The sequence below is a fragment of the Halomarina halobia genome, assembly GCF_029338575.1.
Taxonomy (GTDB): Archaea; Halobacteriota; Halobacteria; order Halobacteriales; family Haloarculaceae; genus Halomarina; species Halomarina halobia.
In genome coordinates this window covers 15195-39592 of sequence record NZ_CP119993.1, presented here as the reverse complement: position 1 = coordinate 39592, position 24398 = coordinate 15195, and the positions used below count along the sequence as shown (strand labels likewise).

The following is a 24398-nucleotide window of genomic DNA, read 5'->3' as shown; positions in this document are numbered from 1 at the left end:
CAGCCGGAATTCGCCGGGGGAAAATCCCTTCTACAGAGCAGAATTACACTGAAGCACCAGAATCGAGCAGCCAGTGACCGGTTACGGTGATCCATACGTAATAATACCCGGCGAATGCGTCGAATCCATTCGTTTTGCCAGGTGGCCGAATCACCGCGACTAGGTGGTACATTCCGTCCTATGGGATTTAGAATTCGAGACCTTGACGGCCGGCGCAAGCGTCAACGCTCACTTCTGCGATCCCAACACCGTCACGACGATAGAATAACAATAGTATAGCCGTTATGTATCGCTGGCGTTTCTGTGTGTACCTACGGCCCCACCAAGACCACCCGTGGGTCGTCCGCGCGCTGAGAGCATCACCTTCGAGGAAATTGATAGGAGTGATGATCCATATATAATATTTTTTATAAGAGTAGTTCCATGTACGGTACTGTCTAGTTTAGTACCTCGTCAGATGGCGTTCTCCCATCGGGTGATTGGTGCGGTCTTTGATGGTTGTTGTGATGCACGAACTGTTCAATCCACTCGCGTGCGCTCGACCGACTGCCCACCCACGAGTTATGGAAACGGCCGATGCGCATTTTGAGCGTATGAAACTACCTTTCGATCAGGTTTCGGTCAGTATAATCCACCCGACCGTTCAACCCTACTCGAGCAAGGGCAGTCCGATAGCCGAACTGATCGACGAGAAACACGGTGTCTGAGAGATCGTGTTTCTCGTTGAACCCAGCCAGAAACGCAAGCCGCCGGACCGGTGTCATGCCGTCCAAACAACCGAATGTCGAGGACTGCCTTCGTGCCCAGGTCGATTGGAGCATACAACCGAGGTCACTTACCGTCAATCTCAATAGCAGCCTCGTCACCCGCGACCCGCTTCGACTGCGTCTCAGATAGGCTAACAACGCCATCAGATACGCGATATACCAACTAAAAGATCGATTGATGCGAGCGTTCCACGCAGAATCGCCGAAGAACGTCTGTTGTCTCTCTAAGCGAACAACCGATCGCGTGGCCGCGGACGGCGAACGCCCTGACGCGATCGCCGTCCGCTCATTTCTCATAATTCTTCAGAATACCGATCTACGCTCTTGCCGAGCAGGTCTGCGAGCGTCATGACCAAGTCACTCAACGACCTGTTCGCGGCTCGAACTAGCCTGATCAGGCAGCACCCATCCCTCATATGAGTAAAGAGTATTACTGTTTGATGGATCGACGTCGTCCATCACTGAAGGCGACGACGATGACGGTTGGACGGTCGACGAGGACATTCACATGGACGGCGGCACCGTCGTTGACTTTTCGATGCGTCGCGCCCGTATCTATGGGATAACTCGCGGCGTATGTGGTACGTTGATGATCCACATATCTACCGACCGTTTGTTCGTCGACCCGGACAAACGGTCGGCTTCTGCGCATTCAATGGCGAGAGCGCGGTGCGATCGCCGAAAGAGCGGACGAAAGAGCGGGTTCGCACGCGTCTTGACTAGATTCCCGCAGCCCGGATTACACTCATCTGCTATCAATTCCGTGGAGCGGACAGACTTCGTTATCTCTCTATCTCGATGCCCGGGTTCAGCGGCGGGGATAACAGACATACGGTCGTTATCTCGATCCCGTCCGACTAATTTTATATATAATTCATGGATAATGTTCTATGTACGGGCACGATACAATCTAGAGGAAACACGGGAGGACGAGCGGACAGCGAGTGGCTCTTCGTCAGGGTGACGACCGACCGTCACTGGTCGGTGCTCTGTGACGCGCCCGGTCGACAGCCCCGTAGACGCCCCGCTGCTCCCGCGGATTCACGAGAACCGAATCTTTATGTTGGTCGGTGACGCGGTACTGTATACCAATGTCGAGGCGAATCCAGACGACCGAAACGTCGTTCGAGATCATCGACCTGCTCAAAGAGCTCGACGGGGCGACGATGCCCGAGATTAGCGACCGCCTCGGTCTCGCGAACAGTACCGTGCACGGGCATCTGAAGACGCTCGAGGCGAACCAGTTGCTCGTCAAGGAGGGGAACGAGTACCACCTCGGGCTACAGTTCTTCCACTACGGGAACTTCACGAAGCAACGGAAACCGGAGTACCAGTTCGCTGCGGACAACGTGGAGCGGCTCGCGAACGACACGAACGAGGGGGCGAACTTCTGTGTCGAGGAGCACGGCCAGGTGATCGTCCTGAACGGCGCCAGCACGGCGTACGACCCGGCGTACGACACCGGGAACGTCTTCGACATGCACACCACTGCCGTCGGCAAGGCGCTCCTGGCGGAGATGACGGACGAGGCGGTCTCCGAGGTGATCGATGAGTGGGGGCTGCCAGCACAGACCGATCAGACGATCACGGACGAGGACGAACTGTTCGACGAGCTCGAGGAGATCCGACACACCGGGCTCGCGTTCAACCAGGAGGAGATGCTGAACGGTCTCTCCGCGGTCGGTGTGGCGGTGAAGCGCCCGGATTCGTCCGTCCTTGGCGCGCTGAGCGTCGGCGGTCCCACCTACCGGATCGCCGGCGAGAAGCTCCACGAGGAGTTTCCCGAGATCATACTCGACGTGAAGCGACAGTTCGAGGCGGACATCCGATCATTCTACGGACCGAAGTGATCGGGCCGGGCGCGGCTGACTCGTCGGTACGGGTCGGGGGAGATCGATGGATCGGGTTCCTTTGACGCGTTTCGGATCAGTCGGTCTCGGAACCCCGCCCGAGGAATGCGGACGAAGGGTTCGTGGTCGCGACGGTTCGGACCCGGTTCGAACGCGGTTGCGACTTCCGGGGACGATCATAAAGTCGTAACTCGTTACAGCGACGGTAACAGACGGCTCCGTCTCACCTCTCTAGCGGAGTCCATCCCCGGCCAGTCACGAGTACCGAACCGCTGAGAGCGATGTACCCCCAAACCTATTATAATATAGATATTCTATTCTCGTGAATTCCGGGGGATGTGTTGCGGCGAAAGGGGACAGGTCGTCTCGAGACCGACTCCTCGCCCAACCGCTTCCCACCTTTCGTCGTAGTGTCGGAGACCGACTGGGTGAGACCGTCGTCAGTAGGCGATTCGGACGCTGGACTCCGGACAGGGAATCGATCCCCGGAACTCGGACCGTCACAATGCTGCCTCGGTCCCGACGTCCTCGATTTCGGGCGCGACCGTGGGGTATCTCGGAAGACACTCACAACGAAACGCTCGCCCGAACGCAGCCGCAGATTCCTGCAGGATACGTCCGATGGCGGGCCTCGAACGGGCCGTACTCCGTGCGCTGTCGACCAGAGGTCGACGCCGACGGCTTTCGCTTCCAGTCCCGATGCGGGCGTCATCGGAACCGTTTCCGCCCACGATAGTCGTAGAGTATCTAATATTCACGAGACGTGGATGCGGTCCACGGTAACTCGTAGCACAGGGTGCGACGGCCCGATCGAGTGGTTATCGGGTGATCACCTCTCTCGCGTGATTCCGAGACCAGTCTGGCGGTGATGCGGACGTCTGGCAATCCTTCTGGAGATCTGGCGTTCGTCACCGACTCGAACGCCCTCTCAAAGCACACTCTGCGACCGTCGCGTGTGGTATGGTCACATATACCTTCGACTATATCGAATGTTCTTTAATGGTGGATTGGCGCGGGCAGGGCCGGTCCCACGCCACACCCGGCGCGACGACCTCGACGCGCTCGATACGGCGTGGTGAACGATTCAACGGGGGATCCACGCCCCCGTCTCCCGAGCTCCCCATCCCATCGCCCCGCTCCGAGAGCCCGTCGAAACCGCTACTGACGGTCCGAACAGCCTGAGTTCGTGACGGCCCCGTTCGCGGCCGGATCGAAGTCCGTGAGTTCGAGATCGATACCCGCCCCGCACGCCATCGCGAGCAGGTGGAGGACACCGCCGGTCGAGCCGCCGGTCGCGGCCTGTACCGCGATGGCATTCTCGACGGACTCTCGAGTGGGAACGTCCGACGGCCGCCGGTCCTCTCGGACGACCTCCACGGCAAGGTTGACGTTGCAGGGCGTGGCGTCCGCCGTGGGGTCGGTGACGCTGATCAGAGACGAGCTCTGGTCGTCATCGAACCCCATCGCGCGGAACATCGCACGGAGGGTGCACGCTCTGACCCTCGGTCACGTCCGTACCCGGGCGGCCCGGGTCTTCGGTCAGCATCGTCATCCTTCCATGACCGTGACGACTGGTCGGTCCGCGCTCAGGAGGACGGACTGAGTGGTCGACCCGAAGATCGCCTTCCCGACCGGAGACCGTCGGCGTGCGCCGATGACAATAAATCGAGCGTCGACCTCGCGTCCGGTTTCGACGATCTCGTCGGCCGGGTCCGCGACCCGTCCCAGGTACGTCACGTCCAGCGGTTCGTCCAGAATCTGCTCGACGAGCGCCCTGGCGCGGTCGGCGGCCTCGCGCTCGTAGCGCCTGATGGGTTCCGGTTCGACGTCGGCGATGGACGTCTTCCCCTGTTGTTCCTTGAGGAATTCGTCCTTGGATATCACGTTGAGCGCTACCAGTTCGTCTTCGTACACCTGTGCCATGTCCGTCGCGACGCGAATCGTCTCCTCGATATCCCCGACGTGTTCGTCGTCGTCAACTACGACAAGGATTGCCATAGAAGGGGACGATGGCCAGGAGCTATAAATATCGAACGGTTGTTCCGAACGCTCGTCCGACCGTCGTTCGCGAAGCGAGCGACCGAGACGGCCCCGAATCCCTCACTTCGGAAGGGAGGTCGTCCGTACGCGGTACTCACCGGCCGTCTGTCTGTTCATCGGCCGCCGGCCATCCGTTCGTCCTGGATCGCTCTGAGCGTGTAGATGAACGACGACTCGTCGAGGCTCACGTCGTCGTACGTGATGACGTCGTCCGTCGAGACGTCCGCGACGACCTCCGCGCCGTCGAGCAACTCGAAGGGAACGTATCCCTCGCTCGCCGCGCGTTCCGCCGTTTCGAGCGTTCCGTAGACGGTGTAGCCGCCACCGCCGTCGAGTTCGTCGCCCGGCGAGAGATCGCGTTTCGCGGCGGCGACGACCTCTGCCGCGTGCGTGCGAGCGACTCCCGTCGGTTCGTTCTCGAGTGCCGCGCTGGCGATGCTGATGGTCGTCTCGACGCCCGGGAGGTGGTAGGGACGATAGAACACCTGGTACTCGCCGTCGTCGGAGACGTACAGTCCGTCGCAGCTGTTCTGCTCGATGTACTCGGCGACGGCGCGGTTCGGGGTCGAGGTAACGACGAAGACGCCGAAACTGATGCTGTGGTCGACACTCGTGCCGTCGGGATAGAGCGTGCTGACGGTGTCGACGACGCCGGTCCCGTCGAGGAGTCCGCCGTCCTCGGCCGGACGGAGTTCGTTCGGTATCTCCGGGATCTCGCACGTCGGGAGGTGCATGCCGGAGACGTCCGGTTCGAGGTCGAGGGCGTTGGCGACGGCGCACATCTCGACGGCGACCTTCGTGCCGTCGAGGAACGAGTTGTACATCCGCGGGTTCAGGCCGTGGTCCTCGACGAACGAGTCGTTGAACCCGTAGCGCTCGAAGACATCGTCGGGCGTCCCCAGCCGATACTCCTCGCGATACGGATTCCCTTTGCCGACGGCGACGACATCCATGCCGATGCTTCGAGCCCAGTCGTACAGCTCGACGATGAGTGCGGGCTGATCACCGTACGCGAGCGAGTACGTCACGCCGGCGCTCGCTGCCATGTCTGCGAGGAGCGGGCCGACGACGGTGTCGGTCTCGACGGTCACCATGACGACGTGTTTCCCCTCGAGTATCGCGTTGTACGCGTGGCGAGCCCCGGCGTCCGGGACGCCGGTCGACTCGACGACGACGTCGACGCCCGATGCCGTGAGCGCGATCGCGTCGTCCGTGACGGCGATCTTGTCGTCGGCGATGGCTCGATCGATGCTGTCGGTCCCTGACGCTCGCGTCCTGCGGTCGGCGACACCGGCTTCCTCGAGGGACTGCTCGGCGGCGTCGAGGTTCAGGTCGGCGACAGCGACCGTTCGTATGCCTTGGACTCGCGCGATCTGGTCCATCAGTTTCGTCCCGAACAGGCCGGCACCGATTATTCCGACGTCGATCGGTTCGTCTAGTTCCCCCAGTTTGCGATGAGTATTGATCATGGTTGCGTGAGGACTGGCTGCGGTCGCGTCCGGTCGGAGGTGGAATCTGTGTCAGACCATGCAAGATCCACTTTTATAAGTTATTGTATAGGCAAAAATTCCCCGACACGATATATTGATAACCAGGTTGGCAAGGCTGTAGGTATGGTATCACGGACCAGTCGTCGTAGCTACTTGCGAGCACTCGGAGCCGGGGGCGCTATGGTACTCACCGGCCTCGCAGGGTGCCTCGGTGGAAACGATGGGAACGACGGGAACGGCGGCGGTGGCAGCGGTGGGGGCGGGGGCGGTGGTGGCGGAGAGAGCCGGAGCCTGTCCATCGCGACGCCGTTCAACCCGGAGCACACGCAGACGAAGCTCGCCAGTCGATTCGCCGACAACGTCGATTCGGCGACCGACGGTCGGATCACGTTCGACGTACTTGCTGCATCCGTCGGTGGCGAGGAAGACCAGATCGAAGCAGTCGCATCCGGCACGGTCGACATGCACGGCACGAGTATCTCGTCGGTAGCCGCCGCGTACGGCCCAGAGTACGGGTTCCTCGAAGCGCCCTTCGTCGCCCAGAACTGGGATCACTTCGTGGCGATGCAAGAGGAGTACACGTACGCCGACGGCGGATTCAACGAGAAGATCATCAACCAAGGTAATCAGCGCCAACTCAGCGAATCCTTCCGGGGGCTCCGCGGCACGACCTCGAACAAGGTCGTGAAGCACCCGGACGACGTCCAAGGCCTCGACATGCGACTGCCACAGTTCGAGACGTGGGTCAAGACCTGGCAGGAAATCGGCGTGAACGCGACGCCCGTCGCGTTCGACGAACTCTACTCCGCACTCGAGACCGGCGTCGTCGAGGCGTCCGAAGGTCCAATCCAGCAGTTCATGGATACGAGTCTCTACGAGGTCCAGACGCACTTCTCGGAGACCCAACACCTGCTTCAGGGGCTCAGCTGGCTTATCAACGAGGCCCTCTGGCAGGACCTCTCCAGCGACGACCAGCAGATGATCCAGGAGAGCCTGGACGAGGCGATCGAATGGGCGAACGAGGAGACGCGGTCGGAGGTCGACGTCCTGCTCAAGAAAGCCGAGGAAGAGCACGGCACGACCATCACGCGGGCGGAAGATGTCGACCAGGAGGCGTTCGTCGAAGCGGGGCGACCTCAACTCGAGCGGTTCTTCGAGAATCGCTGGGACCCGTCCTTCGAGGAAGTGATGGGCCTCGCCTGACGTTCTAACGCACCCCAGATAGTCGCCACATTATGAACGTATCCAAGGTGGTTTCCAAAGTGGACCGTGCTTTCGACTACGTAGAGCAGGGAACCGTATTACTCGGGATCGCGCTGTTCGTCATCATCAACCTCATAGCCGCATTCCAGATCCTCATGCGGTTCGTCGACCTCGGCTTCAGTACGGTCTGGACGGAAGAACTGGCGCGGTACCTGCTCGTCATCATGGTCTTCGTCGGTGCACCGTACGCCATGCGGAACGACGACAACATATCGATCCGTCCCCTGTTCCGGCTCCTCTCAGCACGCACCCAGAAGGTCCTGATCACGTTCTCGAATATCATGATCGTCGTGTTCTCCATACTGGTCATCCATGCCGTCGACCGAGCCACGAACCGGACCCTCGGCGTGACGCTCGCGACGATAGACTGGTTGACCGTGGGCCACGCTCAGATCGTCCTCGGCGTCATGTTCGGGATCGTCATCCTGTTCGCCATCGAGGAAACGATACTCGTGTGGTTATCCGATGAAGCCCCGATCACGGCGGGAGTGTCAGAACCGAAGGGTGGTAACGGGAATCTCGCGATGCCGGACGGCGAGGGGGGTGACTAGACCGTGGCCGAGATGCTCACCCTGACGTTGGCGTTCATCCTCGTGCTCCTGTTACTGTACGTGCTCGGTGTCCCCGTCGCGTACGCGATCGGCTTGAGCGCCATCGTGGTGATGGTACTCCCAGTCGGCCCGGACTTCAATGCCCAGGTGATCGCACAACGCATGTACACGGGGATGAACTCGTTCACACTCCTCGCGATCCCGTTCTTCCTGTTCGCGGGGCGCATCATGAACGTCATCGGGATGACGTCCGACATCTTCGACTTCGCGGAAGAAGCCGTCGGTCCGCTCCCCGGCGGTCTCGGTCACGTCAACGTCGTGGTCAGCATGATCTTCTCGGGGATGAGTGGCGCGGCCGTCGCCGACGCCGCTGGTCTCGGGACGATCGAGTACGAAGCGATGACCGATCGGGGATACGAACCCGGGTTCTCGGCCGGAATCACCGCCGCGTCATCGACCATTGGGCCCATCATCCCGCCGAGTATTCCGATGATCGTCTACGGCGTGATGGCGCAGGTGTCGATCGGTGCGCTGTTCATCGCCGGTGTCATCCCGGGCATTCTGATGGGCGTGTCCCTGATGGGGATGGTGACGTACATCGCCATCAGGGAGGGGTTCGCATCGCGCAACGCGTACAACGCACGGAAGCTCCTCGGCACCTTGGTGCGGGCTGCTCCGGCCTTCGTCGCCCCCGTGATAATCATCGGAGGCATCATCTCCGGGTACTTCACCCCAACCGAGTCCGCCGTCGTGGCCGTCATGTACGCGACCTTCCTCGGCGCGTTCTACTACCGCTCACTCGACGGGGAAACGCTGTACGCTGTCATCAAGAAGACGTTTATTGACACGGCCGCGCTCATACTGATCATCGGCCTCGCGAACCTCTATGGGTTCCTCGTCACGATATCGGGCGTTCCCCGGTACCTGACCGAGACGCTACTCACGGTCGCCGACACCGCGATCGTCGCCACGTTACTGCTCGTGGTGGTGCTCCTCGTCTTCGGGACATTCATGGAGACCCTCGCGATCATCCTCATCACTGTCCCGATCCTCGCACCCACCTTCCCAGGGCTCGGCATCGACCCGCTCGTGTTCGGGATCGTGATGATGATCACGCTCATGATCGGCCTCATCACGCCGCCGTTCGGCGTCGTCCTGTTCGTCCTCGAACGGGTAACGAATCTGGATCTACTCGACATCATTCGGGGAGTCGGACCGTTCTACATCCCCCTCTTCGCGGTGCTGTTGCTCGTTATCTTCGTCCCCGACGTGGTGCTGTTCCTGCCCCGGATGTTCGGGTTCGCCTGACGCGGACTCGTTCCGGGCCGTCCTTTCCTCGACCGATCGCCGGCTCGACTTCCGTACTGACGACCACTCCGTCCAGCGACTCCCTGTCCGTCTGGGGGGCGTGGTGTCGACGGTACAGCTAGATACCGACGGGTGAAACGGTCGACGTGCGAGGATGGAGTTGCTCGGCGGAGACGCCGCGATCATCGATCCCGGATCCTACGAGAGGATCACTCACGAGCCCTGTGAGCCAGTGATCGACGACGACTCGAACGGGCGTCCAGAGCTGTGCTGCAGCGGCGTACGCCGAACTGATGGACGGCGGATCGCCGCCGTCGCGTCGGCGGCTGAACGCCGGGGGAGCTTGCTCGCCGTCGCCCACTACACGCCCTCGAAGTGGGGTGTCGTCGGGCTAACCAGGCACATCGCCGAGGAGGGCCGGCGGGCGCCGGGGCGAACGCGGTCTGTCCGGGTGCGACCGACGTAGTGGGCACGGCCGCGACGGTCGATTCGCGTCGGTCGAGTAGTAGCGGACGGTTGCTGATCGGCGGTAGCACTATAGTGCAGGCGGTCGGTGCAGTCGTATGGACCTGGTCACAGCGACCCGTCCGACGAAGTGGAGGTAAGGCCCGGCGTGTACCTGTCGCAGCTCGCCGCCGGTGATGAGATGAGTATCCAGCACGTTCGCATGGAACCCGACGGGCTGGTCCCGGAGCACAGCCACCATCACGAGCAACTGGGGTTCGTCTATCAGGGCGAGCAGACGTTCATCCTCGAGGACGGGTCGGAGGTCACGGCCGGCCCCGGCGAGTCCTACTGGCTGAGGAGCCATGAGGTTCACGCCGCGGAGAATCAGGGGGACGAGGAGATGCTCGCGATCGATATTTTCAGTCCACCCCGCCACTCGCCGAACTGGCTCGACGAGTGAATCGCCAGCGAGCGCGCTTCCCGGTGCCTCGCTGACCTGCTGCGTGCGGCGTCGACGTCCGTCTCGGTCCCGTTGGGAACGGTCGCCCATGCAGTCCCGTCGCACGGTGAACTGACCCGGATTCGTTCGTCGCCATTCGAGGGACGGTACGTACCGTCGACGAAGCGGTCGTACGCCGTACGGGTCGCTCCCGCTCCGTCGCTGGAACCTCCGGCCACACGAGAGCGGACTCGTTGAACCGAAACAAATCAGCCCCGATGTGGGTCCGCTGGGGAGGCTCTCGGCGCGCTGACACCGGGAACCGACCACGGTACCCGCGGTCGCGGCCCGCGCCCCTCGGCCACTCCACAACCCTACCGGGAGTCGCTGCCCGGTGTGGCTGGTGAACGCTAAAGTACCCCGCGGGTCAACGACCCGGTATGTTCGAGGGCGTACACCACGTCGGACAGATAGTGGACGACATCGAGGAGACGAAGGCGTTCTACCGGGACGTACTCGACGGCACCATCACGAGCTGCGGAAGCGTCGACGGGAAGGTCGACGTCGCGTTCGTGGAACTCCCGGAGTACCGGACCGAACTGATCTGTCGACACGAGCGCGGCACGTACCTCGACGACCTGCTCGACGAACTCGTCGCGAAACCCGAGTCGCACGTCGCGTTCGTCGTCGACGACATCGTCGCCGCGATGGAGACCTTCGAAGCAGCTGACGTCCCGATGCACGACGAGGAACCGGTCGAGGGGCTCGGCCCGTACGTGCGGGCGTTCGTCGAACCCAGTGAGGTCCCCGGAACGCCCATCGAACTCGTCGAGGAACGCCCAGCGGACTGACGGACGACGACCGAACGACTCGGTCGTCACACTCGCGGGCTCGTAGAACGACCGCCCGGGGGGGCCCGAGCGGATGGTGGGATGACAGTTGGTCGTGCCTCGATTCGACTGCAGCGTTCGTCCTTCGACTCGACTTCAGGTCTCGTCCGGGCCACCGCGAGCCTGCAGGAGCGCCAGGATCGTGCGGTCGCGGTCATCCAGCACGGCCTCCGCCGACCGGTCGTACTCGTAGAAGCCCGCGCCGTCCTCGACGCCGCTCCGGCCGTCGTCGATGTACTCGTCGAAGATATCGCTCGCCTCGTCGTCGTTACAGAGGTGCGGGTACAGGTCGTCCGAGATGTCGCGGAACAACTCGAGGCCGCTCAGGTCGACGGTCTCGAACGGCCCGACGACGGCCGTCCGGAGCGCGTAGCCGTCGCGGACGGCGGCGTCGACGTCCTTGATGGACGCGATGCCCTCCTCGACGATGTGCATGCACTCGCGGAGCACCGCGAACTGGACGCGGTTCCAGACGAACCCGGGGACGTCGCGCCGGACGACGATCGGGTTCCGGTCGACGGACTCGACGAACGCGACGACGCGATCGACGGTCTCGTCGGCGGTGTCCGTACCGCGGACGACCTCGACGAGCGGCATCAGGTACGGTGGATTCCACCAGTGACACCCGACGATACGGCCGGCTGCGTCCGGGACGGCGTCGGCGATCTTCGAGATCTGGATGCTCGACGTGTTCGACGCGAGTACCGCGGCATCGGGCGCCGCAGCGGCCACGTCCTCGAACAGCGATCGCTTGACGGCGAGGTCCTCCGAGATGGTCTCGAGGACGATATCGGCGTCGGCGACGCCGACGTCCCGGTCGATTGTCAGCTCGGTCGCGGACAACACGTCCTCGGGGTCGTCGTCGACGACCCGGGCGTCACGGAGGAACTCGACGGCGTCCAGTATCCTCGCACCGGCCTCGTCGAGGTTCGACTGACGGTGGTCGATCAGCGTGACGTCGCAGCCCTCGAGCGTGAAGTGCGTCGCCAGGCCGTTACCCATGATGCCCGCGCCGATGACGGCGACGGTCGGTGCAGCCCGCATCGCTCAGCTGTACTCTTCGACGAGCTGCATCGGGACGATGGTGTCTCGCTCGTCGAGCGTGACGACCTCCCAATCATAGCCCTCCTGGGGTTCGTCGTCCTTCACGCGGATGCCGCGCGACTCGAGTTCGGCCATACTTTCGCGGATGTCGTCGACCTCGAAGGCGATGTGGAACCAGCCCTCGCCGTTCTCCTGGAGGTAGTCGTACGTCCAGCCTTCGTCGCTGAGCGGGGCGATCAATTCGACGATGTTGTCGCCGGCATTGTAAAGAGCGACGTCCATAGAGAACGCGCCCGTGACTTCGTCGCGGTTGACGAGCGTCATGCCGTAATTGGCCTCGAATCGTTCCATTGCGTCCTCGATGTCTTCGACGACGAACGCGATGTGGTGAATCTTGGTGAACATTGTGTCTCGTGTTGGGTTGCTACGGTCGGTCGGTTAGTAGTCGCTCGATAGTCGATCCGGTCGACGGCGCTCTGAGTGGGAGCGTCACAACTGGAAGACGGCCGTGACATCACGGTCGCCGAGTCCGTTGCGCTTCGCGTCGACGTACGTCTGCATCGCTGCGGCACCGAGGGGCACCGGGACGTCCAGTTCGACCGCGGCTTCGGTCATGAGCCGGAGGTCCTTGTGCTGCAGGTTGATCTCGAACCCCGGTTCGTGCTCCTCCTCGATGTACCGCTCGCCCCACGTCTCGAGGACCCACGACGAGCCCGCGCTCTCGACGAGGACGTCCCGGAGCGTTTCGCGGTCGATTCCGTTCGCGTCACCGAAGCGGAACGCTTCCGCGACGAGCACAGTCTGTGCGCCGACGAGAAGTTGATTCGCGAGTTTGACAGTTTGGCCAGCGCCGATCGATCCGACGTGGAACACAGTCGCCGCCATCGACTCGAACAGTTCCTCAGCCTCCGCGACGTCGTCGTTTGCACCGCCGACGATGACCGAGAGGGTTCCCTCTTCAGCGCCGGACACGCCGCCGCTGACGGGCGCGTCGACCGTCCGGATCCCCTCCTCCGCAGCGAGTTCGGCAACTGTTTCGCTCGTTAGTGGATCGATCGAACTCATGTCGATGTAGAGGTCGCCCTCGTCCATTGCGGAGAGCAGGTCTTCCGCCACGGCAAGGACCTGTTCGGGTGTGCGTAGCACCGTAATCGCGACGTCGGCGTCAACGACGGCTTCGGCGACCGTGTCGGCGGTTCTGCCGCCTGCATCTTCTGCGCTCGTTTCCGTTCCTCATCCAGGTCGGTCCCGACGACGTCGACTCCGTCCTCAACGAGGTTTATCGCCATCGGAAGCCCCATTCGACCGAGGCCAACGAATCCGACAGTCATCGGTTAGCTCGCCCAGTTTCGTGATTATTGGTATCCGTACTCATGTATCGAACGCTCGCTGTGCGATCGCGAACCCGTATTCGCGCACCACAGGCCACTGTGTGGCCTGTTCGCAACGAACAGTACGAATATCTGTATCGCCCCTCTTAACTCTTACCGTGGCGTCGACCCGGTTTCGCACCGTGGTGGGGGCTCGACCGCGACCTGCAGACGCGCCGTAGTTTTACATGGCCGGCCGCCAACGTACGGCGTATGTCGACCAGTACGTGTTCTCATGCCGAGCGAGGTGCCAACGGTTCCTCCGTCGTCGTCGAAACGTTTCGGACGCTGGTCCCACTCTCGAGATGGGTTCCCGTGGTCGCCCCTCGACGGCGGTCTACACCGGGCGGCCGACGGTGGTGGCGATGACCGCCGATCGCTCGCCGCTTGACGCACTCTTCTCGCCCGATTCCGTCGCCGTCGTCGGAGCCAGTCCGGAGAACTGGTACTCCGGGAAGCTCGTGGACAACCTCCTTGAGTACGGGTTCGAAGGGGACGTCTACCTCGTCAATCCGGGGCGGGACGAAGCCTGGGGCAGGCGGTGTTACGACGACGTTTCCACGCTTCCGGAGCCCGTCGACCTGGTCGTCGTCTGCGTCCCTCGGGGCGCCGTCACGGACGTCGTCCGTGCGGCGGGCGAACGCGGTGTTCCCGCCGCGCTCGTCATCACCGCCGGGTTCGCAGAAGCCGACGAGGAGGGACGACGCCTCCAGGCCGAACTCGTGGAGGTGGCCGCGACGTACGACATGCGGATCGTCGGACCGAACTGTATCGGACTGGCGAACGTCATCGACGGAACAGTGTTGACGAGCACGTGTTCACGCCAGCCCGAGCCGGGGTCGATCGGACTCGTGAGCCAATCCGGTGCGCTCGCCTTCACGACGTTCTTCGAACGCGCAGCCGACGAGGACGTCGGCTTCTCGCACGTCGTCTCGACGGGGAACGAAGCGGCGCTCTCCGTGACCGACGTCGTCGAGTACCTCGGCGCGCGGGACGCGGTAGATGTCGTCTGCACGTACGTCGAGGGGCTCGACGACCCGCGCCGATTCGTCCGCGTCGCCGACGAGGTCGTCCGGAACGGGACGCCCGTCCTGACCGTGAAGGTCGGCAAGTCGTCGGTCGCCGAGACCGCGATCCGCTCACACACGGGTTCGGTGACCGGGAGCGACAATGTCTGGAACGGGGCGTTGGCGCAGGTCGGCGTCGAACGCGTCCCGGACATCCCCGACTTGCTCGGCCGAGCGAGGGCGCACGCCGCGTTCGATCCGCCCGCGTCCGACCGGGTGTGCATCGCGTCGACGAGCGGCGGCATGGGGAGCCTGCTCGCGGACATGGCCGCCGATCGGGGACTCGACCTCCCCGCGATCGAGGACGAGACCGAACGCGCGCTGCTCGACATGGACGATCTGCTGACGTTCGGTGAACTTCACAATCCGGCCGACATCCGCGGGCAGGGTGCCGACGTCCTTCCTGCGATCGCCGAGGTGCTGTTCGCAGACGACGCCTTCGACGCGTACGTGTTCGCGATCGGCCTCCCCGTTGTCGGCGACGACGCCGAACGCATCGCGGACTCGGTGCTCGCGGTCGCCGAGGTCGCATCCGACCCCGTGTTCTTCCTGTGGACGGGACGGAAGAAACCGATCGACCCCGACGGCGTCCAGCCGTACGAACGCGTGCGTCGGCGCACGCCGCTTTACTACGACCCGGGCCGTTGCATGGACGCCGTCGCCTCCCTCGTCGACGCCGGAGCGTTCCGCCACCGACTCGCCGACCGACCCTCGCGCGCAACACTCGAACGAGAAGTCGACACCGGGACCGACGCAGACACCGACGCCGAGATCGACGGTGGCGGGGATAGCGGGGCCCTCCCGTCGAACGACGTGCTCTCGTGGAATCGGGCGTCCGCGCTCCTGGCGTCGTACGGCATGGACGTGCATCCGACCGTGCTCACGGCCGATCCGAGCGAGGCCGTCGACGCTGCGACCGACTTCGGCTTCCCCGTCGTCCTCAAGGTCGACTCGCCGGACGTCCCCCACCGCACCGACGCGGACGCGGTCCGGACCGGACTCGAGGACGTCACCGCGGTCCGCGAGGCGTACGACGAGGTCGTGACGAACGCACTGGAATACGCGCCCGACGCGCGGCTTGAGGGCGTGCTTGTGCAGCCCCACGCCGGCGCGGGCGTCGAGGCGCTCGTCGGAGTCACGCGCGACGACGCGTTCGGGCCGGTCGTGACGGTCGGGTCGGGCGGCGTCGCCGTCGAACTTCACGGCGACGTCGCGGTTCGCGTCGCCCCGCTCTCAAAGCGCGGCGCGCTAGACGCCATCGACGCAACGACCCTTGGCGAGCAACTCGCCGGGTACCGCGGTAGTCCGCCGCACGACATCGACGAACTCGCCGAACTCGTCCGGAACGTCGGTCAACTGTGCACCGAGGTCGCGGGCGTCGCCGAACTCGACCTGAATCCGGTTGTCGTCCACGAAGACGGCGTTTCCGTCGTGGATACGCTCGTTCGGACGACCTGAACGGGTCGACCCAATCGCCCTTTCCGTACAGGAATGGAACGTGAGGAGAAACAGGGGATCACGCTCCCGTCGCGCTGTTGAGAGTCGATCGGCGATGGTGCAGTGGGTACGGGAAGGCCAAAGACCCGAGCGACGGAGACGGCGTGGCGCAGTTCGGGAGAAAGGAGACGCCGCGATTCAGTTCGGGAACAACGTCGCCCGCGTGACCTCGCGAGCGTCGGACTGCCGGAGGGCATCGTCGACGTCGCGGAGGTCGAACTCCGCGTCAATTAGGTTCTCGTAGGGATAGACGTCGCTCTGTGCTTCGAGGAACTCGAGCGCCCGGTGGAGGTACCACGGATCGTACCGGACCACCGAGGTGACGTCGATGGACTTCCGCGTCAGAAGCCCGGGGTCGAACTCGGTCGTCGCCCCGGGAGTGACGTTCCCCATCTCCAGGTACCGGCCGCCGTCGCGGAGGAGGTGGATCCCCTCTGCGAACGCCTCGGGTGCGCCCGCGACCTCGACGCCGACGTCCGCGCTAACACCGTCGGTGAGCGCCCGGACGCGTTTCGCGCGCGCCTCCACCGAGTCGTACTCACGGAAGTCGATCACGTGGTCGACGCCGAACTCGCGACCCCGCTCGATGCGGCCGTCTACGCCCTCGATGAGGATCGTCTCTGCACCACACTCGTTCGCGTACGCGATCGCGTTCAGTCCCAGCCCGCCACCACCCTGGATCACGACCGTGTCCCCGTACTCGACACCGGTCGAGTCGAGGCCGAATATCACCTGTGAGAGCGCGCAATTCGCACCCGCGGCGATGCCTGGGTCGATTCCGTCGGGGACCTTATAAAAGTACTGGTCCCGGTGAACGACGTAGTGCGTCCCGAACGTGCCGTGGAAGTGCGGTGGTTCCTCAGGGGACCGCGACCAGTACTCGTAGACGTTCTCGCACAGGTGGAACTGGCCGTTCTGGCAGGCCGAACATCGCCGGCACGTGAGGTAGTACACCGGTGCGACCAGGTCCCCCTCCTCGACGGGTTCGCCCGCGTAGTCCGTCTCCACGCCTTCCCCGAGTGCGTCGACGCGACACAGCGCCTCGTGACCGAGCGAGCCCTCCTTGACCTCGGGGTGGTTCCCGCGCCAGATATGCAACTCCGACCCACACACGTTCGCCCGCTCGACGGTCGTCACGACCTCGCCTGGCGCCGGGTCCGGAACGGGGTACTCCCTGAACTCCACGCGACCAGGTTCCGCGAGATACGCGACCGTACCCGTTTCCTTCGGTGTCATGGTACAACGTGTGTCGCGGGGGGCGATTACTCTTTTCCCTCGCCGGGGCTGGCCTGTCAACGAAACACGCTCGCTGATCGCGCCACCGGGCACGCGAATGCTTAATGCGATGGGTAGCCACAATCCGTTCCAATGGTCGTCGAGATAACGTATGATGGTGATCCCTTCAGGTCACCCGAGGAACGGCCGGACGCCAGCGTCGTTCGATTCGGTGACGTCAAACCACGAACGCGGCACGCATCGAACACCGGTTGTAACTTCGATCACCTGGTCTGGGAGTATGACTTCCCGGCCTCGAAGTGGTTCGACCGAGGGCAGTTGCGGCGGCTCGAACCGGGCGAGTACACCGACTTCCAGTCACATCGAGCGGACGTAGAGGGACCCCTCGAGATGTGCGTCCGCGTCGTCTCGGGGCGCGGCGTCCTCCGAACCGAGCGGCGGGACGTTCCGCTCGAACGGTTCGACCTCGTCACCGTCCCGACGGGTGCCGCCTACCAGTTCGGGAACGTCGGGACCGACTCGCTCTGGATCACAGCGTGGACGTCGGCCGGCGATACCGAACTGGGCGAGGAATCGATGCGAGAACCGTCCGCGCAAACGGGTGCACGGGAAGAGTACGAGCGGATCATGGCTGCGCGAGCCGCGGCGGGACTCGCCACCGCCCCCGGGTACTCGGACGAGTACGGGGACGACCCGGACCAGGACCGACCGGAGCCGGCCGTCACTCGCTTTGCGGAATCGATGCCGAAGGTGTTCCACGAGGCACCCGAGGTCGGCTGTAACGCAGATCGACCCGACTGGGTCACGACGGTCTCCGACGTGACCTGGTTCTCCGACAGCGTCGTCATGCGACTGGACCCCGGCGCGTACACGAGCCTCCACACGCACTTCGAGAACGAGGGGCCGCACGAGGAGATCTACTGGGTCGTCGACGGCAGGGCGCGTCTCCTCACGGAGTACCGGGATACCACGCTCGAAACGTTCGACTGCGCGTTCTTCCCGACCGGAAACCCACACGGAGTCGGGAACGTCGGGACCGATACCCTCTGGATCGTGGCGTGGGGCGCTCGAGGCGGGCGAAAGGGGGAGTTCACGCTCGAGGACCTCGAGGTCTCGGAGCGGCCGGGGCAGGTGGCAGAGTACGAGCGAGTGCTGGCCGCGCGAAAGAAGCGAGGACTCTCGCTCCCGCCTTGGGTATCGGTCGACCTGCAGTGAACCGTCCCCGTTCGCTACACGCGCCTCGACTTCTGAAGGCGACTCCGGGCGTCGAGACCCGGATGCGAGGGGTTCGCGGCGAGAGCGGACAGAGCGTCGGTCAGTCGAGCCCCGCGAAGAACGACTCGATCTCGTCGTTGGCCAGGTCGGGTTTCTCGTGGTGGACGAAGTGCCCGGCGTCCGGGACGGTATCGAGGCGATAGTCCGCGAAGTACTCGTCCAGTCGGTCGCTCCACTCGGAGTCAACGATCGGGTCGAGTTCCCCCCAGAGGATGCGCGTCGGGACCTCGATCGGGTCCATCGAGGGTGCGCCGTCGCGCATCAGTCGCTTTCGATCCTCGTCCGCGGCTACGTACCAGTTGAACCCGCCCTGCAGGTTTCCAGGTTTGAGGTACGTGTCGATCCAGGATTCCCGGTCGTCAGCATCGAACTCCGATGGGTCGCCCGACCAGTGATCGAGAAAGTGGCCGATGTACGTCTCACAGGCCACTCGACTGGAACCGACGAGGTCCGCGGCCCAGGGCTGCTGGTTGAACGACTGGTACCAGATCTCGCCGATGTGATCGGGGTCGCGCCACCGTTTGCCGATCCCCGGATACGGGGTATCGAAGAAAAACAAGCCGCGGAGTGACCCTGGGCGTTCGCGCGCGATCGTCTGCCCGACGTACGCGCCGAGGTCGTGGCTTACGTACCCGAATTCGTCGATGTCCAGTTCGGCTGCGAGTGCTGTTAGGTCAGCGACGTGTGCGTCGACGCCGTATCCCTTCACGGCGGGAACGTCGGGCTTCTCCGAGTCCCCGAACCCCCGAAGGTCCGGGACGATCACCTCGAACGATTCGGCGAGGACGGGGACGTTCTTCCGCCACGTCCGCCAGTACTCGGGCCACCCGTGAACGAGAAATAGCGGGAAGCCCGAGCCCTCTCGAACGTAGTGCAGTTCGACGCCGTTTACCCGGGCATACTCGTGGTTCCATGACGTCATCACCTTCGAGTACAGGCCCCAGGTCCGTATAACTGTACCCTGGCTGATGGCGTCTCTTCGGAACGGCGTCCTCCCGTCCTCTCTGTCCGCGCCTCGACCCGTCACGATTGGATATTCTAAAGTAGAAGTTCTGCGACGCGTTCAACCGCGAGGTCAGTCCCGAGAGCACCGGGGCGCTCACCCGGTCGGCGAGCGACGGTTCGAGATGGCTCAGCCATGCTTGGGCGAGCACGACGACGTCGACGTCGATCACGTCCTCGATCGCGCCAGTCACGAGGCGGTCGTGCGCGTTCACGTCGTCGTTACGGCGGGCGATATCGACCGCGGGCGACGTACTCGAGTACGTGTCCAAGATTACGTCGACCCCGCCGCGTTCGGCGAGCGAGAGCTGTGTATAGATCTGCTGGTGCGCCCGGCGTGAACTCACCCGCCGTGAGCACGTCGTCAGGGGCGCTCTCGTCGACGGCGTGGTACCACCCGTCCGCGAGGTAGTCCGCGATCAGAGCTTCGAACCGCTCCGAGAGCGCCGTGACCGTGTGGAGGAGGGAGTCGTGGATCGTCGTGGCACTAGAGATTCGATTCGCTACGTGTCCGTGGCGTCGCTGTCGACGACGACACCGGTACGTGCTAAGTAGTCGGCCGTTGTCCCACCTACGCATTCAGCGTGTACCCTGTTAACGGTCCTTCCCGCACGAGACGTTCGAAGCCGAACAGAACCCAGAACCGAATCGGCTGACCGGAACCGGCGTCGACAGCGTCCGAGCGGTCGGTACGAACACATATTACGATTACGGGTCGTGACGATCTCGGCTCCGGGGGACCACCAAAACAAACGGTCCCGCGTCCGTCGACCGTGGCGGTCGAGACCGGGGGAACGTTTTAGGCTGCTCCCCACGCACTGAGGGGAAGGATGCCGGGAGACAGACGTACCGTCGACAGTAGCACGAAACCCGATGCGACCGGTACCGCGGTGACCGCGGGCAGCCACGGCGGTATCTCCTCCGGGTGGCCGACCGCCCGGCAGGGAGTGACAGGGGTCGTCTTCAACGACGCGCACGTCAGCGACGCATTGTCAGCGTGGGGGGACGGCGTCCCGAGTCACGCCAACGAACGCGCCGCGAGCCTGTGCGTCGAACCGGGTGACACGCCACGGGACTTCGTAGAGACGGTCCAAAACGCGGAATAACCACGAGACAGCAATGAACGCAACCGGTCACACTACCAAATGACGGACCGAACGACGCACGATACCGCTCGAACGACGGCGACGTACCGCGTCGAGACCGCCGAGGATGTCACGAAGGTCGCCGAGCTGATGGCGGGCGAGCAGTCCTCGGGGACGTTCGTCGACGTTCCCGGCGAGACGGACGCCCTCCGCGAGCGACACGCGGCCCGCGTCGAATCGATTACGGAGCAGGAGACGGTCGCGGAACCGTCTCTCCCTGGAGCGTCGTCACCCTCCGAGGGTGCCGACTCGCCGTACACGCGTGCGGACGTCGAGATATCGTACCCGATCGAGAACACCGGGACGTCGCTCCCGAACCTGCTGACGACGGTCGCCGGGAACCTCTACGAGTTATGGCCGCTCTCGGGCATCAGGCTCGTCGATATCGCGCTCCCCGAAGCGTTTGCGGCGGCGAACCCTGGACCCCAGTTCAGCGTCGAGGGGACGCGCGACCTCGTCGGTGTCCACGACCGCCCATTGATCGGGACGATCGTCAAACCGAACGTCGGCCTCACTCCGGCGGAAACCGCAGACGTCGTAGAAGCGGTCGTCGAGGCCGGCGTGGATTTCGTCAAGGACGACGAGCTGATCGCTGATCCGCCGTACTCGCCGGTCCACGAGCGCGTCGTGGCAGTGATGGAAGTCATCGACCGGCACGAGGCGGCAACCGGCAGCCGGGTCATGTACGCCTGCAACATCACGGGAACCGTCGACGAGATGCTGGAACGCCACGACGCCGTGAAGGATGCCGGCGGAAACTGCGTGATGGTCAGCCTCCACAGCGTCGGCCTCGCCGCGGTGCAGACGCTCCGGGCCGAAGCCGACCTGCCGATCCACGGGCATCGAAACGGCTGGGGTGCCCTGTCGCGCTGCCCGCAGTTAGGGTTCAATTACGAAGTGTGGCAGAAGTTTTGGCGGCTCGCCGGAATCGACCACCTCCACGTGAGCGGGCTCCGGAACAAGTTCACTGAGTCCGACGAGTCCGTGATCCGATCGGCGAAGGCCGTCCAGCGCCCGATCGCCGCTACGGACGATGTCGCGATGCCGGTGTTCTCCTCCGGCCAGTGGGCCGACCAGGCGCCGGACACTTACGAGGCGCTCGGGAACTGCGACCTGCTGTACCTCGCGGGGGGCGGGATACTCGGTCATCCGGATGGTCCGGGAGCGGGCGTCGCCCACCTCAAACAAGGCTGGGAGGCCGCAGTAAGAGGAATCCCGCTGGAGGAGTACGCGGAGGACCACGAGGAACTCGGAACTGCACTGGCGTTCTACGGGAAACGATGAGACAACACGAGCCGAAGCTATGACCGAAGAAACGAACCGGCCGACCGACGACGATCTCCTCTTGGCGTTCTACGGGGATGACTTCACGGGGTCGACGGACGCACTGGAGGGGCTCGCCGCCAACGGCGTTCGTGCGGTGCTCTTCCTCGATCCACCGACGCGAGCCGACCTCGACCGGTTCGACGACCTGGACGCGCTCGGAATCGCCGGTGCGAGCAGGTCGATGACGCCGGGTGAGATGACCGAGGAACTACGACCGGCGTTCGAGGCGCTTTCCGCCTTCGACGTGCCGATCGTCCACTACAAGGTTTGTTCGACGTTCGATTCCGCGCCCGATGTCGGGAGTATCGGTCGCGCAATCGACATCGGTCAAGAGATGTTCGACTCCCCGGTCGTCCCGGTCTCGCAGGGGACCGAGGTACCGCACGGTCGCTACGTCGCCTTCTCGAACCTCTTCGCCGTTCAGGACGGCGAGACGTACCGGATCGACCGTCATCCGACGATGCGCGACCATCCGGTCACGCCGATGCGGGAGGGTGACCTCCGCCGGCACCTCGGCGAGCAGACCGAGCGCGACGTCGGTCACGTCCACGTGACGGACCTGAACCTGCTGTGGCAGCGGACTCGGCGCTCTCGGACGCGAGCGCCGCTTCCGAGATCGTCGTCTTGGACGCGCTCCACACCGATCATTTGGAGACGATCGGGCGACTCCTCTGGGACCGTGCGATCGCGATCTCGGATCCACTGTTCGTGGTCGGTTCGTCCGGTCTGGAACATCACGCGCTCGTTCACACGTGGGCTGAACATGGCCGAATCGACCGCGAGGAGCGACTATACCGGAAGCGCGAGTCCGTCGACGAACTGCTCGTCGTGGCAGGGAGCGCGTCGGGGATGACCGCCGCACAGATCGATTGGGCGAGCGAGAACGGGTTCCGGGACATCCGGCTCGACACCGAAGCGCTCGTCGATCCCAACGCGGCCGCCACGGCCCGCGAATCCGCAGTCGAGGTGGCGACCGACGCGCTCGTTGCGGGCGATAGCGTCGTCCTCTACTCGGCTCGCGGTTCGGACGATCCCGCGCTCAAGGCCACCAGACGGCGGTTCCGGTCGCTCGGTATCGGCGGAGCGCTCGAAACTCGCCTCGGTCGAGAGCAGGGCGAGATCCTCCGCGAGGTCCTGGAGCGGACGAGGTTGCGTCGGGCGTGCGTCGCCGGCGGCGACACGAGCAGTCACGCGATTCCGCGACTCGGCATCCGCGCGCTCGAAGCGATCGCACCCGTTGGCCCGGGTGCCCCTCTCTGCCGGGCTCACGCCGACGACCCCGCGTTCGACGGCCTCGAGATCGCGCTCAAGGGTGGGCAGATCGGGACGAGGCACGAAGCCGCGGATTACTTCGGTGTCGTGCGCGAGGGCGGCGTCGCTGGAGAGTGATCATCCCGCGTCGGATCGGGCTCGTCGTTCGATTACGCCGGTCAGATGGCTTAGTCCTCGCCGGCGATGCCACCCCAGGAGTTCGTCGCGCCACCGTCGACGACGAGGGTTTCACCGTTGACAAATCCCGCGAGGGGACTGACGAGGTAGAGAACAGCGTTCGCAACGTCGTTCGGCGTGCCGACGCGTCCAATCGGTGTGGTGGTCGCGTACTCCTCGGCTGCGCCCGAGTCGAACATTTCGAGGTCGTTGCGAGTCATGCTGGTCTCGATGACGCCGGGGGAGACATCGTTCACACGGATGCCCCGCGGGCCGAGCGAGGCCGACAGCGCGTACGTCATCAGTCGCAATGCTCCCTTGGAGGCGCTGTAGACGACACCGTTCCCGCGTCCGGCAATACCCGAGATGCTCGCGATGTTGACGATGCGTCCGTCGTGGTCCGCGTCGATCATGCGTTCGGCAGCGAGCTGCGACGCGAAGAACGGTGCTTTGACGTTGATGTCGATGATGCGGTCGAAGTCAGCCTCGGTTTCGTCTAGGAAGTCGCGGTTCTCGGTGATGCCGGCGTTGTTGACGAGGATCGAGACGCCGCCGAGTGTCTCGGCCGCGTCGAAGGTGCGTTGGAGGTCCTCAGAATCCGTGACGTCGCACTCGACGAACTCTGCGCGCTGACCGTACTCGGATTCGATGAGCTCGGTCGTCGGCTGACCGCCCTCCCGGGGCTCCATCCGGAGGTCGGCGACGACCACGTCGGCGCCGTACTCGGCGAGTGTACAGCTGATCTCTCGTCCATTCCCACTTGCACCACCGGTGACTACCGCTACGTCGCTAGCTAACCAGTCGGTCATTGTACCACCTGTGCCCTTAGTGTGCACCCTGTTAACGATTACGCCTCGAACGTTCGTAAGCCGACGGTGCGAACCTGATCCGACACCCGAGGACGGCGATGGTGCGAACGCTCCGTTTGACCCCTCCATTTATGGTACGACATAACATACACCG

At 63.8% G+C, this 24398-nt stretch carries 21 protein-coding genes and 5 pseudogenes; 15 read left to right on the top strand and 11 right to left on the bottom strand.

What is annotated here, in order from left to right:
* Positions 1 to 437 precede the first annotated feature (437 nt).
* A pseudogene (locus P1K31_RS15770) lies at positions 438 to 1117 on the bottom strand (IS6 family transposase).
* 741 nt (positions 1118 to 1858) lie between these two features.
* On the opposite strand from P1K31_RS15770, the gene P1K31_RS15765 reads away from it, so the two are divergent.
* Positions 1859 to 2617, top strand: coding sequence for an IclR family transcriptional regulator (locus P1K31_RS15765; protein ID WP_276306254.1), 759 nt, complete (start codon positions 1859 to 1861; stop codon positions 2615 to 2617).
* A gap of 1209 nt (positions 2618 to 3826) precedes the next feature.
* Here the strand turns inward: P1K31_RS15765 and P1K31_RS15760 are convergent.
* The 3 genes and pseudogenes from P1K31_RS15760 to P1K31_RS15750 form a co-directional block, all read right to left on the bottom strand.
* Positions 3827 to 4099 (bottom strand): annotated as a pseudogene (locus P1K31_RS15760) (dihydroxy-acid dehydratase domain-containing protein); the annotation flags it as partial.
* Between the two features lie 66 nt (positions 4100 to 4165).
* Positions 4166 to 4615 carry a universal stress protein gene (locus P1K31_RS15755; protein ID WP_276306253.1) on the bottom strand — a complete coding sequence of 150 codons (450 nt, stop codon included), beginning with the start codon at positions 4613 to 4615 and terminating at the stop codon, positions 4166 to 4168.
* A gap of 155 nt (positions 4616 to 4770) precedes the next feature.
* Positions 4771 to 6126, bottom strand: a complete 1356-nt coding sequence (locus tag P1K31_RS15750) for an NAD(P)H-dependent oxidoreductase (RefSeq protein ID WP_379794687.1) — start codon at positions 6124 to 6126, stop codon at positions 4771 to 4773.
* Positions 6127 to 6327: 201 nt separating this feature from the next.
* Here P1K31_RS15750 and P1K31_RS15745 point away from each other — a divergent pair, with 201 nt between their 5' ends.
* The 6 genes from P1K31_RS15745 to P1K31_RS15720 all read left to right on the top strand — a co-directional run bounded on the left by P1K31_RS15745 (position 6328) and on the right by P1K31_RS15720 (position 11006).
* A complete protein-coding gene (locus tag P1K31_RS15745) occupies positions 6328 to 7350 on the top strand; it encodes a TRAP transporter substrate-binding protein (RefSeq protein WP_276306251.1) in 1023 nt (340 codons plus the stop codon).
* Positions 7351 to 7382: 32 nt separating this feature from the next.
* Positions 7383 to 7961, top strand: a complete 579-nt coding sequence (locus tag P1K31_RS15740) for a TRAP transporter small permease (protein WP_276306250.1) — start codon at positions 7383 to 7385, stop codon at positions 7959 to 7961.
* 12 nt (positions 7962 to 7973) lie between these two features.
* Positions 7974 to 9269 (top strand): TRAP transporter large permease, encoded by a 1296-nt coding sequence (locus P1K31_RS15735; protein ID WP_276306725.1) that lies wholly within the window; start codon positions 7974 to 7976, stop codon positions 9267 to 9269.
* Positions 9270 to 9423: 154 nt separating this feature from the next.
* Complete coding sequence (locus P1K31_RS15730) at positions 9424 to 9735, top strand: hypothetical protein (RefSeq protein WP_276306249.1); 312 nt, start codon at positions 9424 to 9426, stop codon at positions 9733 to 9735.
* A 147-nt stretch (positions 9736 to 9882) separates the two neighbouring features.
* Positions 9883 to 10176, top strand: a complete 294-nt coding sequence (locus P1K31_RS15725; protein ID WP_276306265.1) for a cupin domain-containing protein — start codon at positions 9883 to 9885, stop codon at positions 10174 to 10176.
* A 419-nt stretch (positions 10177 to 10595) separates the two neighbouring features.
* A complete protein-coding gene (locus P1K31_RS15720) occupies positions 10596 to 11006 on the top strand; it encodes a VOC family protein (RefSeq protein WP_276306247.1) in 411 nt (136 codons plus the stop codon).
* A 135-nt stretch (positions 11007 to 11141) separates the two neighbouring features.
* Here the strand turns inward: P1K31_RS15720 and P1K31_RS15715 are convergent, their stop codons facing one another.
* The 4 genes and pseudogenes from P1K31_RS15715 to P1K31_RS15700 form a co-directional block, all read right to left on the bottom strand.
* On the bottom strand, positions 11142 to 12089 hold the full coding sequence (locus tag P1K31_RS15715) for a 3-hydroxyacyl-CoA dehydrogenase family protein (protein WP_276306246.1): 948 nt from the start codon (positions 12087 to 12089) through the stop codon (positions 11142 to 11144).
* 3 nt (positions 12090 to 12092) lie between these two features.
* Positions 12093 to 12494, bottom strand: coding sequence for a VOC family protein (locus P1K31_RS15710; RefSeq protein WP_276306245.1), 402 nt, complete (start codon positions 12492 to 12494; stop codon positions 12093 to 12095).
* 84 nt (positions 12495 to 12578) lie between these two features.
* On the bottom strand, positions 12579 to 12974 hold the full coding sequence (locus tag P1K31_RS15705) for an NAD(P)-dependent oxidoreductase (RefSeq protein WP_276306724.1): 396 nt from the start codon (positions 12972 to 12974) through the stop codon (positions 12579 to 12581).
* 33 nt (positions 12975 to 13007) lie between these two features.
* Positions 13008 to 13378: pseudogene (locus tag P1K31_RS15700) on the bottom strand (NAD(P)-binding domain-containing protein); the annotation flags it as partial.
* A 386-nt stretch (positions 13379 to 13764) separates the two neighbouring features.
* Between P1K31_RS15700 and P1K31_RS15695 the strand changes: the two are divergent.
* Positions 13765 to 15984 carry an acetate--CoA ligase family protein gene (locus P1K31_RS15695; RefSeq protein WP_276306244.1) on the top strand — a complete coding sequence of 740 codons (2220 nt, stop codon included), beginning with the start codon at positions 13765 to 13767 and terminating at the stop codon, positions 15982 to 15984.
* Between the two features lie 177 nt (positions 15985 to 16161).
* Here the strand turns inward: P1K31_RS15695 and P1K31_RS15690 are convergent, their stop codons facing one another.
* Positions 16162 to 17259: a zinc-binding dehydrogenase gene (locus tag P1K31_RS15690; protein ID WP_276306243.1), complete on the bottom strand. Its 1098-nt coding sequence runs from the start codon at positions 17257 to 17259 to the stop codon at positions 16162 to 16164.
* A 132-nt stretch (positions 17260 to 17391) separates the two neighbouring features.
* Here P1K31_RS15690 and P1K31_RS15685 point away from each other — a divergent pair, with 132 nt between their 5' ends.
* On the top strand, positions 17392 to 18474 hold the full coding sequence (locus P1K31_RS15685) for a cupin domain-containing protein (protein ID WP_276306242.1): 1083 nt from the start codon (positions 17392 to 17394) through the stop codon (positions 18472 to 18474).
* Between the two features lie 100 nt (positions 18475 to 18574).
* Here P1K31_RS15685 and P1K31_RS15680 read toward each other — a convergent pair whose 3' ends face one another.
* Positions 18575 to 19456: an alpha/beta fold hydrolase gene (locus tag P1K31_RS15680; RefSeq protein WP_276306241.1), complete on the bottom strand. Its 882-nt coding sequence runs from the start codon at positions 19454 to 19456 to the stop codon at positions 18575 to 18577.
* Positions 19457 to 19661: 205 nt separating this feature from the next.
* On the opposite strand from P1K31_RS15680, the gene P1K31_RS15675 reads away from it, so the two are divergent.
* The 6 genes and pseudogenes from P1K31_RS15675 (at position 19662) to P1K31_RS15655 (ending at position 23396) form a co-directional block, all read left to right on the top strand.
* Positions 19662 to 19877 carry a hypothetical protein gene (locus P1K31_RS15675; protein WP_276306240.1) on the top strand — a complete coding sequence of 72 codons (216 nt, stop codon included), beginning with the start codon at positions 19662 to 19664 and terminating at the stop codon, positions 19875 to 19877.
* A 489-nt stretch (positions 19878 to 20366) separates the two neighbouring features.
* Entirely contained in the window at positions 20367 to 20642 is a 276-nt protein-coding gene (locus P1K31_RS15670) for a hypothetical protein (protein ID WP_276306239.1), read from the top strand.
* 39 nt (positions 20643 to 20681) lie between these two features.
* Positions 20682 to 21965 (top strand): ribulose-bisphosphate carboxylase large subunit family protein, encoded by a 1284-nt coding sequence (locus tag P1K31_RS15665; protein WP_276306238.1) that lies wholly within the window; start codon positions 20682 to 20684, stop codon positions 21963 to 21965.
* 19 nt (positions 21966 to 21984) lie between these two features.
* Positions 21985 to 22512: pseudogene (locus P1K31_RS21940) on the top strand (four-carbon acid sugar kinase family protein); the annotation flags it as partial.
* Positions 22513 to 22577: 65 nt separating this feature from the next.
* Positions 22578 to 22682, top strand: a pseudogene (locus P1K31_RS21935) (hypothetical protein); the annotation flags it as partial.
* Positions 22683 to 22856: 174 nt separating this feature from the next.
* Complete coding sequence (locus P1K31_RS15655) at positions 22857 to 23396, top strand: nucleotide-binding domain containing protein (RefSeq protein ID WP_276306263.1); 540 nt, start codon at positions 22857 to 22859, stop codon at positions 23394 to 23396.
* Between the two features lie 50 nt (positions 23397 to 23446).
* On the opposite strand, the gene P1K31_RS15650 is transcribed toward P1K31_RS15655, so the two are convergent.
* Entirely contained in the window at positions 23447 to 24244 is a 798-nt protein-coding gene (locus tag P1K31_RS15650) for an SDR family oxidoreductase (protein ID WP_276306723.1), read from the bottom strand.
* Between the last annotated feature and the right edge of the window lie 154 nt (positions 24245 to 24398).

Bases quoted from the DNA above. Each gene is read 5' to 3' on its own strand.
- P1K31_RS15695 (WP_276306244.1), top strand. From the start codon at position 13,765: ATGGGTTCCCGTGGTCGCCCCTCGACGGCGGTCTACACCGGGCGGCCG.
- P1K31_RS15745 (WP_276306251.1), top strand. From the start codon at position 6,328: ATGGTACTCACCGGCCTCGCAGGGTGCCTCGGTGGAAACGATGGGAAC.
- P1K31_RS15720 (WP_276306247.1), top strand. From the start codon at position 10,596: ATGTTCGAGGGCGTACACCACGTCGGACAGATAGTGGACGACATCGAG.
- P1K31_RS15655 (WP_276306263.1), top strand. From the start codon at position 22,857: ATGACCGCCGCACAGATCGATTGGGCGAGCGAGAACGGGTTCCGGGAC.
- P1K31_RS15705 (WP_276306724.1), bottom strand. From the start codon at position 12,974: ATGGCGGCGACTGTGTTCCACGTCGGATCGATCGGCGCTGGCCAAACT.
- P1K31_RS15670 (WP_276306239.1), top strand. From the start codon at position 20,367: ATGCCGGGAGACAGACGTACCGTCGACAGTAGCACGAAACCCGATGCG.
- P1K31_RS15675 (WP_276306240.1), top strand. From the start codon at position 19,662: ATGGCTCAGCCATGCTTGGGCGAGCACGACGACGTCGACGTCGATCAC.
- P1K31_RS15715 (WP_276306246.1), bottom strand. From the start codon at position 12,089: ATGCGGGCTGCACCGACCGTCGCCGTCATCGGCGCGGGCATCATGGGT.
- P1K31_RS15730 (WP_276306249.1), top strand. From the start codon at position 9,424: ATGGAGTTGCTCGGCGGAGACGCCGCGATCATCGATCCCGGATCCTAC.
- P1K31_RS15665 (WP_276306238.1), top strand. From the start codon at position 20,682: ATGACGGACCGAACGACGCACGATACCGCTCGAACGACGGCGACGTAC.
- P1K31_RS15710 (WP_276306245.1), bottom strand. From the start codon at position 12,494: ATGTTCACCAAGATTCACCACATCGCGTTCGTCGTCGAAGACATCGAG.
- P1K31_RS15680 (WP_276306241.1), bottom strand. From the start codon at position 19,456: ATGACGTCATGGAACCACGAGTATGCCCGGGTAAACGGCGTCGAACTG.
- P1K31_RS15685 (WP_276306242.1), top strand. From the start codon at position 17,392: ATGGTCGTCGAGATAACGTATGATGGTGATCCCTTCAGGTCACCCGAG.
- P1K31_RS15690 (WP_276306243.1), bottom strand. From the start codon at position 17,259: ATGACACCGAAGGAAACGGGTACGGTCGCGTATCTCGCGGAACCTGGT.
- P1K31_RS15755 (WP_276306253.1), bottom strand. From the start codon at position 4,615: ATGGCAATCCTTGTCGTAGTTGACGACGACGAACACGTCGGGGATATC.
- P1K31_RS15765 (WP_276306254.1), top strand. From the start codon at position 1,859: ATGTCGAGGCGAATCCAGACGACCGAAACGTCGTTCGAGATCATCGAC.
- P1K31_RS15650 (WP_276306723.1), bottom strand. From the start codon at position 24,244: ATGACCGACTGGTTAGCTAGCGACGTAGCGGTAGTCACCGGTGGTGCA.
- P1K31_RS15750 (WP_379794687.1), bottom strand. From the start codon at position 6,126: ATGATCAATACTCATCGCAAACTGGGGGAACTAGACGAACCGATCGAC.
- P1K31_RS15735 (WP_276306725.1), top strand. From the start codon at position 7,974: ATGCTCACCCTGACGTTGGCGTTCATCCTCGTGCTCCTGTTACTGTAC.
- P1K31_RS15740 (WP_276306250.1), top strand. From the start codon at position 7,383: ATGAACGTATCCAAGGTGGTTTCCAAAGTGGACCGTGCTTTCGACTAC.